The organism is Butyricimonas sp. (assembly GCF_019423355.1).
GTDB classification, from domain to species: Bacteria; Bacteroidota; Bacteroidia; order Bacteroidales; family Marinifilaceae; genus Butyricimonas; species Butyricimonas faecihominis.
This window is the reverse complement of sequence record NZ_JAHZBP010000001.1, coordinates 45,258-58,508: the sequence shown is the minus strand read 5'-3', so window position 1 is coordinate 58,508 and position 13,251 is coordinate 45,258. Positions and strand designations below refer to the sequence as shown.

The 13,251-nt window shown below is 45.0% G+C and carries 12 protein-coding genes; 9 read left to right on the top strand and 3 right to left on the bottom strand.

From position 1 onward, the window contains the following. Window positions 1–84: 84 nt before the first annotated feature. From QVC79_RS00235 to QVC79_RS00195, 9 genes are all read left to right on the top strand, one after another. Window positions 85–2,322: a TonB-dependent receptor gene (locus QVC79_RS00235; protein WP_270594726.1), complete on the top strand. Its 2,238-nt coding sequence runs from the start codon at window positions 85–87 to the stop codon at window positions 2,320–2,322. A 4-nt stretch (window positions 2,323–2,326) separates the two neighbouring features. After that, window positions 2,327–3,133 (top strand): DUF4249 family protein, encoded by an 807-nt coding sequence (locus QVC79_RS00230; protein ID WP_270594724.1) that lies wholly within the window; start codon window positions 2,327–2,329, stop codon window positions 3,131–3,133. A gap of 607 nt (window positions 3,134–3,740) precedes the next feature. After that, entirely contained in the window at window positions 3,741–4,196 is a 456-nt protein-coding gene (gene rplM, locus QVC79_RS00225; RefSeq protein ID WP_027200744.1) for a 50S ribosomal protein L13, read from the top strand. A 6-nt stretch (window positions 4,197–4,202) separates the two neighbouring features. Then, the gene (gene rpsI / locus QVC79_RS00220; protein WP_027200745.1) at window positions 4,203–4,589 is read left to right on the top strand and encodes a 30S ribosomal protein S9; all 387 of its coding nucleotides are present in this window, start codon (window positions 4,203–4,205) and stop codon (window positions 4,587–4,589) included. 93 nt (window positions 4,590–4,682) lie between these two features. Continuing rightward, a complete protein-coding gene (gene rpsB, locus QVC79_RS00215; RefSeq protein WP_270594722.1) occupies window positions 4,683–5,465 on the top strand; it encodes a 30S ribosomal protein S2 in 783 nt (260 codons plus the stop codon). 103 nt (window positions 5,466–5,568) lie between these two features. Continuing rightward, complete coding sequence (gene tsf, locus QVC79_RS00210; RefSeq protein ID WP_124315566.1) at window positions 5,569–6,387, top strand: translation elongation factor Ts; 819 nt, start codon at window positions 5,569–5,571, stop codon at window positions 6,385–6,387. Window positions 6,388–6,463: 76 nt separating this feature from the next. Then, the gene (locus tag QVC79_RS00205; RefSeq protein ID WP_270594720.1) at window positions 6,464–7,141 is read left to right on the top strand and encodes an HAD family hydrolase; all 678 of its coding nucleotides are present in this window, start codon (window positions 6,464–6,466) and stop codon (window positions 7,139–7,141) included. A gap of 62 nt (window positions 7,142–7,203) precedes the next feature. Continuing rightward, window positions 7,204–7,782, top strand: a complete 579-nt coding sequence (locus QVC79_RS00200; protein ID WP_087419189.1) for a hypothetical protein — start codon at window positions 7,204–7,206, stop codon at window positions 7,780–7,782. Beyond that, window positions 7,772–8,908: a serine/threonine protein kinase gene (locus tag QVC79_RS00195; RefSeq protein WP_270594719.1), complete on the top strand. Its 1,137-nt coding sequence runs from the start codon at window positions 7,772–7,774 to the stop codon at window positions 8,906–8,908. Before QVC79_RS00200 ends, QVC79_RS00195 begins: the two co-directional genes overlap by 11 nt. 5 nt (window positions 8,909–8,913) lie before the next feature. Here the strand turns inward: QVC79_RS00195 and QVC79_RS00190 are convergent, their stop codons facing one another. Genes QVC79_RS00190 through QVC79_RS00180 form a run of 3 tightly spaced genes read right to left on the bottom strand, consistent with a single transcriptional unit; the run spans window position 8,914 to window position 13,245 of the window. Continuing rightward, on the bottom strand, window positions 8,914–10,524 hold the full coding sequence (locus QVC79_RS00190) for a leucine-rich repeat protein (RefSeq protein ID WP_270594717.1): 1,611 nt from the start codon (window positions 10,522–10,524) through the stop codon (window positions 8,914–8,916). Between the two features lie 4 nt (window positions 10,525–10,528). After that, window positions 10,529–11,476 carry a hypothetical protein gene (locus QVC79_RS00185; RefSeq protein ID WP_270594716.1) on the bottom strand — a complete coding sequence of 316 codons (948 nt, stop codon included), beginning with the start codon at window positions 11,474–11,476 and terminating at the stop codon, window positions 10,529–10,531. Next, window positions 11,476–13,245 carry a WG repeat-containing protein gene (locus tag QVC79_RS00180; RefSeq protein WP_270594715.1) on the bottom strand — a complete coding sequence of 590 codons (1,770 nt, stop codon included), beginning with the start codon at window positions 13,243–13,245 and terminating at the stop codon, window positions 11,476–11,478. Before QVC79_RS00180 ends, QVC79_RS00185 begins: the two co-directional genes overlap by 1 nt. Between the last annotated feature and the right edge of the window lie 6 nt (window positions 13,246–13,251).

Sequence of the window (13,251 nt, the reverse complement as noted above, 5' to 3'; positions counted from 1 at the left end):
AACAACAATTATTCACATGAACCATAAGGCATAAAGGGATTTGTTTACTACATTTGTAAAATTTCGAACTCACAACGCGTGTATATGGGTAAATTGGTTGCAATCTTATTTATGTTCATCTCCATATCACTTGACGCCCAAACGGTCATCGTGGGGAAAGTTATTGCCCATTCCGGCGAACCAGTCAGCGGGGTACACATCTACTGCATCGAGAGCGAAAAAGGCACTACTACCGACTCTCTAGGTCTTTTCCGGTTAGAATGCACCATTCCCTGCACGCTGGAATTTTCACACGTCAACTATAAAAAAGAAAATTACAAACTCAACAAAAGCGACGCACCCTTCGTCATTACCTTGCGCAACAAACAGAACAACCTGAAAGAAGTCGTCGTCACCGCCCTCCCGGCTAGCGGGCGAATCCTCTCCTCCATCAAGGGAATCGAACGGATTCCGGCCATTCTCGGCGAACAGGACGTGCTGAAATACCTCGCCACCATGCCCGGCATCGTGACCACGAACGCGCTCAATTCCGGCATCTACGTCCGAGGCGGGAACAGCAACGAAAACGGATTTCTCATCAACAATATGCCCATCGCCTACCCGGACCACCTCACGGGAATCCTCTCCACGTTCGACCCCTACATACTGAACAACTCCACCCTTTTCAAAAGCGGTTTCCCCGCCCGGTACAACAGTTTTTTATCCTCCTACATCAATATGCGCCCCGAACCGGGAAACAAGCACGAACACGAGGGAGAGCTGACTCTCGGACTTGTCTCTTCCGCCCTAAAAGCCAAAGGCCCGATCATCAAAAATCACACGTCCTTTGCCGCCTCCGCCCGGACCTCTTATTTACAACATATCTCCCGGTTATACAACCGATCCATGGACGACAAGACGAATCCTAACTACATGCCGGAGTACTCCTTCAGTGATATTACCGCGACCATTGATTCACGTCTTTCCGACAAATGGAGAATGACCGCCTTCGGACTGTTCTCCCTCGACCACATGAAAATGAAGATCAGCGAACACGTACAATACATTTTCGACTGGCACACCTTTTCCGGCAACGTGAATGTCTCCTACACGCCCAATGCCAACGAGCAATGGGATTTCCAATTCGGTGGGAAAAACACGTACAGCGAGGGTGACGCCTTCGGCAGTGTTCCCATGGGAGGCGGGAATCGTAACTACGCCCTTCTCGGACAAGCGACCTATTCCCGTAGACTTTCGGATAAGTTGAACCTGAACAGCGGGGCAAAATTTGAATACTCCCGGTTCGAAACAGCCAACAAAAGCGACGACAGCCAAAATCTTCTGATCAAAAGCTCGGACAAAGACTTCAATCTATATGAATTATACCTAGATATAAACTACCAATTGAATCAAAACTTCTCCTTAAACGTGGGAGGAAATTATCAATTTTATGCGGGAGAAACCCGGGAACATACCTTCTCGCCCCGGGCAAAAATCAGTTACTCGGTCAACAAATTCACCATCTGGGCCGATTACGCCAAGACAGTTCAATATTTAAGTCTCTACCCCTATTTCACGGTTAAAACCCCGATCGACATTTGGTATCCCTTGGCAAAAGGAACCCAACCTGCCACCTGTCACCAGTATTCCATCGGGATTAATCAAGAGATCGGACAATTATTATCCTTTTACGCGGGCATTTTTTACAAGGATATGCGTAACGTGAAAGATTTCGCCTCGGACATTCAAACCGAATATTCCGCCCTAAGCAATCGCCAAATTCAAGGAAAAGGCCATGCCAAAGGTCTCGAATTTGACCTCACGCTCAACCATCACGCCCTCTACATGCGGGCCAACTACACGCTCTCCGAATCCAAACGCAAATTCGCGGAAATCAATAACGGGAAAGCCTTTAATCCCCCGTATGACGTGAAACACAATGTTGTGATCAACTTTTCCTACCAGATTTCGCCCCGGCTCCTGTTGAACACCCTTTGGACCTTTTCGTCCGGGGTTTACACGACCTTCCCCAAGGGGATGGTTATCGCCCAGAACATCACGGAATTCAACGATGACAGACCCATTCTTATCCCCGTGTACACGGATCGCTATAACTACAAATTACCCAACAACCACCGGCTGGATGCCAGCCTCGACTATAAATTCGGCGACAAGAACCTCTTGTTCAAACTCAGCGTCGGAGCCTACAACGTATATAACCAATCGAACCCTTCGTTCGTTTATTTTCAAGCAGAAAGCGCGGACAACCTGACCAAGATTATCCCGAAATCCAAGGTCATGCTCCCCTTTATCCCGTATGTTTCACTTCGAATAAACTGGTAATCACATGAAAAATGGAATTTTAACCCTCCTGTTTCTCTCGCTCCTCTCCTGCATGCCAGAAGAGGAACTTCCCATGAAAGACATGGGTGAGATCTCCGGTTACTTCATCGAATGTTACTGCAAACCGGGTGAATTTTACACGTTGAACGCGGCCAAAGTCTCCCCAATCCACGAGATCATCGACCTGAGCGACCCTATCAATCTGGATGTTTCCATAAAGGCTGACTCCATCATCAAACTTATCCCCACGTTCAGCCCCTCATTCCTCGGAAATTTCAGGCACGACACCAAGTTCAATCAATTCGGTCTAGACTCGCTTTACCTGAGCATCTACACGCCTGAAAAAGAACACATCACGGCCAAAACCGCCATACCGGACCCCATCGCCATCTCTTCCTATTCCGTTTCCAAGGTGACAAACTCGGTCACGATCAGCTTCCCAACCTCCCTCAATCCCATGCAAAATTACTATATATATAGCGTGCAGGCAAGAAAAGAAGGAGCCGGGGATGACAACCTACTGAAAAAAGAAACCAGTTATCTTGACTTATCCCATCATACCGGGGGTGTCACGATTGAACGCACCATCAAATGCCAAGAAATCGAAGAGGCAGAAGCCGTGGTCATTCTTCTTTTACGTATCACCGAAGAGTGTTACAACTATCAAGTTTCTCTCTACGAGGCTAACAGCGCCAACCAAGGCAGCATCACCTCTCCCGTCCCGCTTATCGGGAACATACAGGGTGCGCTAGGGATATTCACCTGTTACACGGAAGATTACAAATTCGTATCCCGCGAAAATTTTCAATAACATATCCCACCTTACAAGACTCTTTAAACCCGATAAGTCCGGATGTGAAGCCGATTTAAGTAATCATTTGATTATCAAACCATGATCACTTCAAGAGAAAATGCGGAAAAATTATTTAAAATGTATTTTAAAAATCCTTATAAAACGCTATTCTTAGTATAGCGCTTTAATAGAGCTTTAATAGCGTTCTAATAGCGCTTTATACGAAAGTGATCCGGAACAAATCAGCTAGAATTAATTGATTATCCGACTATTACCTTAGCACGTCGGCATAAATAGGGTACGTCCCCCCATACGAACAAAAAATACCCCCCGACCATTTACCCCCAAATAAATAATTCCGAAGTCAATCAAAACGCTCTGGAACAAATCTTTTCGCGGAATGTTTTGGAATTCACGTATTAATGTGTAATTTTGCCCCTCATTTTGGAGTGGAGTACTCGCTAAATTGTAAGGGATACCTTAGCCATGCTCTTTACAATGCACCTGTCTCCGTTGAAAATTATATCAGTTTGCCCGATAAACCTCGTTATTTTCAACCGGATAGAATGCCCAGAGTCCCCACGAAGAAATACAAACAGAAGTTTAATTTTTAATTAAAAAAAAAGTGGATCAGATTAGTTACAAAACAACTTATGTCAACAAAGCCACTGCACAGAAAGAATGGGTTTTGATTGACGCAGAGAATCAAGTTGTGGGACGTCTTGCCGCTAAAGTTGCGAAACTATTGAGAGGCAAGTACAAACCCAGTTACACTCCCCACGTGGATTGTGGAGACAATGTAATCATTATCAACGTAGAAAAAGTTATCTTCACAGGTAACAAATTAACAGACAAACAGTATCGTAGACACACCCAGTACCCCGGTGGTCAACGGATTTCTACCCCGGCAGAAGAAATGAAAAGATTCCCGGAAAGAATTCTGGAACATGCTGTTAGAGGTATGCTTCCTAAAAATCGCCTTGGAAGAGCTGTATTCAAGAACATGCACCTGTTCGTAGGACCGGAGCATAACCACGAATCACAACAGCCTAAAGTAATTGATATAAACGCACTTAAATAACAAGGTATGGAAGTAGTAAATGCAGTAGGTAGAAGAAAAACAGCGGTAGCCCGCGTTTATCTTAACGAAGGAAAAGGCAATATTACGATCAACAAGAAAAGCCTAGAAGAATATTTCACATTGCCTACCCTCCAATATATTGTAAAACAACCGCTTGAACTATTAGGTGTGTTGGGACAATATGACATCAAGGTAAACCTTGTAGGTGGAGGTTTCAACGGACAAGCTGAAGCTTTACGTTTGGGAATTGCCAGAGCATTGGTGAAAGTAAACGCAGAGGATAAATCAAAACTAAGAGCAGCAGGATTCATGACCAGAGATCCGCGTGAAGTGGAACGTAAGAAACCGGGACGTCCTGGCGCTCGTAAGAGATTCCAATTCTCTAAACGTTAATAGGAGTTTAGTATCTAAATTGGCGGGACTTCTGTGGAGAACTACCCGACAATTGATTAAATTTAAGAAAGTAAACTTTAAAGGAGACACAAAATGTCAAATACAAATTTCGACGAATTATTAAATGCAGGTTGTCACTTTGGACACCTTACCCGTAAATGGAATCCTAAAATGGCTCCGTATATTTTCATGGAGCGTAATGATATCCACATTATTGACCTGAACAAAACAGCCATCATGTTGGACAAGGCAAGTGCAGCTTTGAAACAGATCGCTAAATCAGGTAGAAGAATTCTGTTTGTTGCAACAAAGAAACAGGCTAAGGACATTGTTGCTGAAAAAATTTCTAATATCAACATGCCGTTCGTGACTGAAAGATGGCCGGGTGGTATGTTGACCAACTTCCCGACAATTCGTAAAGCCGTGAAGAAAATGACCACCATCGACAAGATGGAAAAGGACGGGACTTTCTCTCACCTTTCAAAACGGGAAAAACTTCAGATCTCTCGTCAAAGAGCAAAATTGGAAAAGAACTTGGGTAGCATCGCTGACCTGACTCGTCTTCCGGCAGCTCTTTTCGTGGTTGACGTGATGAAGGAGTACATCGCTGTAAAAGAAGCTAACACGTTGGGAATTCCAGTATTCGCTATCGTGGACACGAACTCAAACCCGGAAGGAATTGACTTCGTAATCCCGGCTAACGACGACGCATCAACTTCTATTTCTTTAATTATCGACAAGGTAGCCGGAGCCATCAAAGAGGGGCTGACGGAAAGAAAAGCCGAAAGAGAGAAAGAAGGAGACAAGAAAGGTGCCGAGAAAGCTGAGGCTCAGGATGAAGTAGCTGAAGTAAGCGAAACCGCTTCTGAAGAATAGATTAATTTTAGATTTTAAATTTTAGATTTTAAATTTTAAATTGAATTCCAATTTAGATTTTATAATCTGAAATCTTCAACGAACAATTTGAAATTTAAAGAATATGGAAATAAAAGCAGCAGACGTGATGAAGTTGCGTAAAGCAACAAACGCCGGAATGATGGACTGCAAACATGCATTACAAGAAGCTGAGGGAGATTTCGACAAAGCCGTTGATATCATCCGCAAGAAAGGTCTTGTTGTTGCAAGCAAACGTGCAGACAGAGAAGCAAAAGAAGGATGCGTTCTGGCCAAAACCGATGGAAAGAATGCAGTTATGGTTTCCCTAAACTGCGAAACTGACTTCGTGGCTAAAAACGAGGGATTCATTGCTTTCACGACCAAAATTCTTGACGCCGCTTTAGCTAATATGCCTGCAACTACCGAAGATTTGTTGGCTATCCAACTGGACGGTAGAAGTATCGCTGACCAGATTTCAGAACAAACCGGTGTTATCGGTGAGAAACTGGAATTAAGCTATTACGGCTCTGTAAAAGCAGAAGATTGCGTGATCTACATTCACCCGGGAAACATGTTGGCAACCGTTGTTGGTTTCAACAAAGCAGCTGACCCCCAAGTGAAGAAAAATATCGCCATGCAAGTGGCAGCCATGGCTCCTGTTGCCGTGGATAAAGACGGTATTCCTCAAAACGTTATCGATCACGAATTCGAGATCGGTCGCGAAAAAGCTCGTGAAGAAGGTAAACCGGAAAATATGCTGGATAAAATTGCTCAAGGTCGCTTGAACAAATTCTTCCAAGAGTCTACCTTGTTAAACCAAGTTTTCGAGCAAGACGGTAAAATGTCTGTAAAAGAGTACTTGAAAAGCGTAGATAAAGATTTAACTGTTACCGCTTTCTTACGTTTCACGTTGAACGCCTAATACAGGAAACAAATCTTTGAAATATAGAAACAGGCTTAGTAATAGGCCTGTTTTTTTATCCACTCACACCCACTATATGCAGCAAGAATACACCTACATTCTTTTAGACCTCGACGGTACGGTCACCGATTCCATGGAAGGAATCACCAAATCAATCCGGTACGCCTTGAAACACTTTGGAATAGAAGTGAATGATTTGAACGAACTACGTAAATTCGTGGGTCCCCCGTTGAAAGAATCCTTGATGGAATTCTGCCATTTCAGCGCGGATCAGGCCGAGGAAGGTATCCGGAAGTACCGGGAAAGATTCGCCGACACGGGCATATACGAAAACGCCGTTTATCCCGGCATGGAACGTCTTCTGCAAGAATTAAACGAGGCCGGAAAGCAAGTGATGCTCGCTACCGGAAAACCGGCTTATTACGCCGAAAAGATACTTGATCATTTCCACTTGAGCGATTACTTCAAATTCGTCGGGGGAAGCGGGCTTGACGGCTCGTTGTCTCACAAAGACGAGGTGATCCGTCACGTGCTGGAAAATAATGACATCCGGGACTTGAGCAAGGTGGTCATGGTGGGGGACCGGAAGCACGACATCATCGGGGCCCGGAAGACCGGAATTGACTGTATCGGGGTTTTATACGGTTACGGGGATCGGGAAGAATTAACCCAAGCCGGAGCCAAACGGATCGTCGCGTCGGTAGAGGAATTAAAACAGGCGTTATTACCCAAAAACCACCTACATAATCAATAAACAGTCTTGTACAGATCGAGTTATTGTGCTATATTTGTTTACTCGATTAATAATTTTTATTGATGAATACATTTAAGCCGGAAATACAAGAATTATTAAAAGCCGTTGAAAAGAAGTACTCTCAAAATTTAAGGACAACCACTGATTTTGATGTATTTTCTCTTCACTTAAAGCTTCAACTCGATGTATCCATATCCACTTCGACCCTAAAGCGGTTGTGGGGTTATGTCAAAGACAAGCACAAACCGAGGAATCAGACACTTGATTCTCTCGCACAATACATCGGCTTTTTCAACTTCAACGAGTTCTGCGCTTACCTGAAAGACAACAGTTTGTGCAATTCATCCTTCTTTGTCACGAAACAGATTCAAACCAGAAATCTCTCGGCAGGAGAAGAAATTGAAATCGGATGGTCGCCCAATCGCTACCTTCACCTGCAATACCAAGGGGATTCGTGGTTTGAAGTGGTAGAGGCCCAACACTCCAAGCTCGTACAAGGAGATCGTTTCGAGGCAGTCAGCTTTTTGATGGGACAACCGTTATCCCTCGGCTATGTTTTAAGAGACAACCAAAAAACGCCGCCATTTATCGCAGGGCGTAACGGGGGATTGACTTTAATTAACCGCATCCATGCTAAATAACGATTTGTTATCATCGGGATTCGTGGGAGAAGATATTCCCAGTCAGGAGAGTATGTTCAGTAATATTTCCGAGTTCTATCGTTCGGAATCGGGTTACAGTTGCCTGCATCTGTGCCGACGGTACGGGAAATTACATATCCTCAAAAGCCTGCAACCACCGTTCAGACAGGAAGAGTTTTACAAACAATTATTACACAAGGAATTCAACATCGGCTACCAGTTGGATCACCCGAATATCCGCCACACGATCGACTGGGAACAACAAGAGGACTTGGGGTTATGTATCGTGATGGAATACGTTGACGGAATTTCCCTGAAAGAGTTTATGATACAGGGAAAATTAACGCAACCTCTCGCGTATAAGTTTATCCGGGAACTTTGCGAAGCATTGCACTATATCCATAGCAAGCAACTTGTTCATAAAGACTTAAAGCCGGAGAATATCATCATTACCCACAACGGGAATAACGTCAAATTAATCGACTTCGGTCTCTCGGATCGGGATGATTATGACACGCTGAAAATTCCTGCCGGGACAAAAAAATATCTCGCCCCGGAGCAATTACTTCCTCACGCATCGCCTGATTGCCGCACGGATATTTACTCGCTGGGAGTTATCATCCAAGACATCACAAGTGTGATAAAGGATCGAAGATTGGTTCGAATCGCGCAGAAATGTACGCAGAAAAATCCTGACAAGAGATTTCATTCCGCCCAAGAGGTGCTGGAAGCGCTCAATGTTAGAAGACATAGCAAGAGCATTCTTTATATTTCTGCGGTCGCGGTACTCTCGTTCCTGACGACGTTTTACCTGAAGAACTTGTCGTCCCAACCGGATAAAAGTAGCATAAACCGGGTGTACAGCAATTCGGTGATCGCACCGACCTGCCAAAAATTCCTCTTACAGGAAAAGAATAATTTGAATAGACACGTGATTGCTTACAAGAAGAACGAACGATCCCTTGTGCAAGATAGCACAAACACGCAAAAGGCGCTCAAGCAAATCATAAAAACAGAATTCGCGGACGCCACACAGCAAGAGTCCCGCTTGTTCAAACGCCAGATGAACGAACTAGAATCTGAAATCGGACAAATCTTTAACGACATCCGGAAAGAGATGCAATAAGGCTGTCATTGTTCATGAATACGCGGGAAGTTATTCCAGCCTGTCGCCTGCCGGTAAATCGGTTTACGCCCGGAAGGCACGTAAAGAGCGCACTCATTGAAAATATCCCCGGCTCCCGTAAACGTGTACGGATAACAAACAGGCGGATAAGTTGCCATCAGGTAAAGTTCCTGCAAATTACAACCATCAAGACAATAGTCAAACAATGCCGAAATCTCTTTTCCCAACACCAATACCTGCAATTCGGTACACTCTTTGAAGGCCGCCTCTGGAATAGTATTGACCCCATTGGAAATAACGATCTTTTTTAATTTCGCTCCCCGGAACACCTGTTCGCCCAATTCCTCCACCGAGGCGGGGATAATGATGGAATCCAACAAACAATTCTGGAAAGCCGCCACCCCGATCTTTCGAACGGAAGAGGGGAACGTGAATTTCTCGGCCGTTTTTCCTTCCGGGTAATGGATCAAGATACTCGCATCTTTATTATATAACACGCCATCAATACTTGAAAAAGTAGTATTCAAAGGAGAAACGGACAATTCCTGCAAAGCACTGCAACCACTTGAAGTTTTGTAAACGACTAGACTATCGGGTATTGTCATGGAGATCAAACTGGAACATCCTTTGAATGCATCTTTCTCGATTACTTTCAAACTGTGCGGCAAGACGATTCGCTGCAATTGACTGCATCGAAGAAACATCCCGTAGTCCAGCGTGTCCCGACGAGTATATCGGGACCCGTAATAGCTACTTCCACCCTCCACGATCTTTGTCTCGGAGAGATCCATCTCCACTAATTGGCCCGGAGTTTCATGCCCCTCAATGTCCCATCCCAGCATTTCACGCAACAAACGAATATCCGTGCCGTTCAAGAAACCGGAAAGCGTTAACCGGGTTAGATTGTACTTTTGATTCCCCATGATTTCCGGCAACATACCGGGAACGGAATTGTAAACGGCCTCGCTAGTCGTAAATTCCACGGGCGTAGAGTAAGTTTCCCCGATCGAATTCACGGCGTATGCACTCACGATATAAGTGGTTCCCATCTCCAACCCTTGCAGTTTTCCCGTGAAAACACCTTCATCACCCAATGGTACCTCGACCAATTTCCCGGTTTCCGTACCCTTCTCCCGGTACGTAAACGCCAGAGACGTCAAGGCTTCCCCGCCATCATCCACCAAGGTACATTGGAATGCCGCACTAAAAGGTCCCTTGTATATCATGACTAGATCGCCCAGAACGGGTAGGGTGTTCGGCAAGGTCTGAAAATGTCCAATATCACTTCGCACGACGCTATGACCATTTGATATTTCCAAGCAATAATAATACGATGTCCCGGCTTGTAAACCCGTGAGGCAAGTCTCCACGTTTCCCTCTACCCCTTCAGCCTCCTGTTGAAGCGCTTCCGCCATATCCTCGGATGTCCCGTACAGGAATTTACACGAGGTAACCGTTCCCTCTCCCCGTAATTCAATCTCCGCGGAGATTCTCGCCGTGTTACGAGTAATCTCAGTCACCTCATTCAAAGAGATACGGGGAGCCAGCACAGAAGGTTCCTCTTCCTTTTTACAAGCAAGTAATAGTAAACAGCACGCGATGATCCATTTGTACATATCCCTAAAAATTTATTCCGACTCCAACCGTGGGTTCCCAGTATTCCCCCTTTATCGTGATCACTCCAAGCGAGAGGGCCATTTTGCGAACCTTGACAAGCAAGCCAAGTTCCGCGGCAATTCCCTTGTAGGAATAATCTTTATTTCTCAGTTTCAACCCCTCGATGGTTTCCCACACCACTTGCCGTTTCCCGTAACCCAACCCCTCGTATAGATAGCATAACGACGCGATCGAATGAATTCCCCCGGCCAGAAACGCGTACCGGGAATACTTCTCGGAACCCGTGTAATAAGGCGTGTCCCCGGTAGAAGGTATACTCCCGTTCTTCCGACATTCCCCATCCACGGACAAAGACTTGAGATCAGCCTGCCCATGCACGTATAACCCATGTTTTTTCATGCACGCCAGCATGACCCCGAAAGCGGGACGTTCGTGATCCCATCCAATCGTGAACAAACTTGTAAAAGCAGGTCTTTGGGATTTCAATTTGCCCGTCGGCATAGCCCGTAAGCTCTCATCCAGCGGGGTATTGGGTAACGGACGGTGAACTTTCCGTACTCTCGGGTATTCTTCCTCGACCTTCAAAAGCGGTTCTTCTATCACCAACTCGTAGGTTAATCTCGATTCAAGGATAACGGGAAATTTATAGTCCCGCAAAACACCCCATCGAGGATGCTTTATCGTTATTTTCCGGGTTCCATTCGGCACGTACAACCAGATTTCACCCACTTCATTCTTACGCTGCACGATTCCCAAAGGAGTAGAAAAGGCGAAATCACGATTCCCGACCACTTTGATTAACGCACACGCCTCGTCATTCAAGTCTCTCACGGGATTCACCCAAGCTGTTATATCGTTGGGTAACAACCGAAACGAAGCAACCTTAAACTCTTGAGCCCATCCCGGCACAAGTAGCCATAAGAGTATGATCGTGCATAAGATTTTTTTCATCATTCAAAATTAAAACTTCCCAAGTGAATAATATCCCGTTCCGGCAACAACGTCTGATCATCTATTCTCCGGGGCTGCCACGTACGCACGTGAATTTTAGGTGCCGTCTCGTCAGAAAAATCCCATAACAGGAATAAATACCCCTCATCCGAGTACAAGTCCGAGGAGTAAGCCTGACGAACGGAGACGCCATAAATTCCCGGTCGGGTGGGATGTCTCCGGATCAGAAAATCAGAATAACGAACCTCTATTTTCTTATTTGCCTTGAATATCCGGCGCAAACGATCCAGATATTGTTGTTTTGTTTTTATATTGTACCGGATCTGATCGGCTGGAAGATAGTGGCCTTCCTGTGGCAGTTGTTTCACCACGGTACCAACAATGATTAACGCTTTCTCGCTAAAAAGTTGCTCTAGGAAGTCAATATCTTTCGTCTCGTACGACATCCGGAAATGTTCCATATAGTTTAGGATTACTCTCCGATTTTCCGAATCTGTCTCCGAGAATCCGTTTTTCAGGACCTTTTGTGCCTCTTGATAAAACGGGCTGGTAGTATCTATCGCCTGAATCCTTTCTTTCCGGGGTAAAGAGGGTTTCTTTACTGACAGTATCGTGTTTTCCGATTCCGGCACTTCAACCGTCTCCGGGAGCGGGTAACGGTAAAAGACCTGTACAATGGGAGAAGTTGTTTCCAAAGATTGCCAGTCCAGTTCAAAAGGATATACCATGCTGACGGTCTTTCCAGTCTCGTCAATCAAGAGGTCCATGCTGTCTTGATGAACAAAAACACGGTTCGCATGACTCCACGGATATATTTTATCATAGATAAAGGGAGTCACACGGTTCCCTTTAAAATCAAACAGGGCCCATTTCCCTTTACTCTTTAATGCCAGTCGTTCCGAATTTATAAATTCTCCATCATCGTAATCGGCAGGAACGATCATTTTCCCGGCCTTATCAACCACCCCGACTCCATTTCGAGTTAAACAGAAAGCCACGTCGTGACGGAATTCTGTCATTTCCTGTATCTCGGCGGGAAGATACAACACGGTTTTCCCTTTTTTATCCAAACAGGCACAATAGTGTTGCCGCAAATCTTTGTACACGAGTAAACCGCAAGAAAATACCCCCTGTAAGCGACAATTCGTTAACATCACGGGAAAAACGTTCTGTCCCTCCCTGTCGATAACCTCGTAAGCGATTCGCCCCTCCCTGTCTGCCATCCCGACCAAAGCCATGCCCTCGGAAAAATCACAGGCAAAATCATACTCAGGGACAATAACCCATTCACCACGGGTATTCACGTAGCCATATTTTTGATTTCCAGTATAAGCCAGAGCAAGTCCATCTCTAAAATTATGCATCACCCGAACGGGTACTCCTTGGTAGGAATCTATTACCGCGATATTCTCACTCGATTTATTGATTAAAATGAAAGGCCCTTCCTTTTCTTCTTGGGCAATGGTTACGTCCTCTATAAAATTTCCCACTTGGATAAAACGCCGGGAACTTGTTGCCATCGGAACTTTTGAAATATCACACAACCGGAACATTCCATTCCCACAGGGAAGAACGCACACTTGATTTACAACAATGGAAGGTTTACCAGAAAATAAAGAATCTATCAGCACGTTCCCATCGGGCGTAATGATCCCAAAAGAAGAGTCTCCATGAAGAATTTTTACGGGATAACCATTTATTTCCACCCGCTTTTTCTCACAGGAGACACACACGTATATTAGTGCAAATAGAAAAATAATATTTCTCATAAACAC

Bases quoted from the DNA above. Each gene is read 5' to 3' on its own strand.
- QVC79_RS00235 (WP_270594726.1), top strand. From the start codon at position 85: ATGGGTAAATTGGTTGCAATCTTATTTATGTTCATCTCCATATCACTT.
- QVC79_RS00230 (WP_270594724.1), top strand. From the start codon at position 2,327: ATGAAAAATGGAATTTTAACCCTCCTGTTTCTCTCGCTCCTCTCCTGC.
- rpsI (WP_027200745.1), top strand. From the start codon at position 4,203: ATGGAAGTAGTAAATGCAGTAGGTAGAAGAAAAACAGCGGTAGCCCGC.
- rpsB (WP_270594722.1), top strand. From the start codon at position 4,683: ATGTCAAATACAAATTTCGACGAATTATTAAATGCAGGTTGTCACTTT.
- tsf (WP_124315566.1), top strand. From the start codon at position 5,569: ATGGAAATAAAAGCAGCAGACGTGATGAAGTTGCGTAAAGCAACAAAC.
- QVC79_RS00205 (WP_270594720.1), top strand. From the start codon at position 6,464: ATGCAGCAAGAATACACCTACATTCTTTTAGACCTCGACGGTACGGTC.
- QVC79_RS00200 (WP_087419189.1), top strand. From the start codon at position 7,204: ATGAATACATTTAAGCCGGAAATACAAGAATTATTAAAAGCCGTTGAA.
- QVC79_RS00195 (WP_270594719.1), top strand. From the start codon at position 7,772: ATGCTAAATAACGATTTGTTATCATCGGGATTCGTGGGAGAAGATATT.
- QVC79_RS00190 (WP_270594717.1), bottom strand. From the start codon at position 10,524: ATGTACAAATGGATCATCGCGTGCTGTTTACTATTACTTGCTTGTAAA.
- QVC79_RS00185 (WP_270594716.1), bottom strand. From the start codon at position 11,476: ATGAAAAAAATCTTATGCACGATCATACTCTTATGGCTACTTGTGCCG.
- QVC79_RS00180 (WP_270594715.1), bottom strand. From the start codon at position 13,245: ATGAGAAATATTATTTTTCTATTTGCACTAATATACGTGTGTGTCTCC.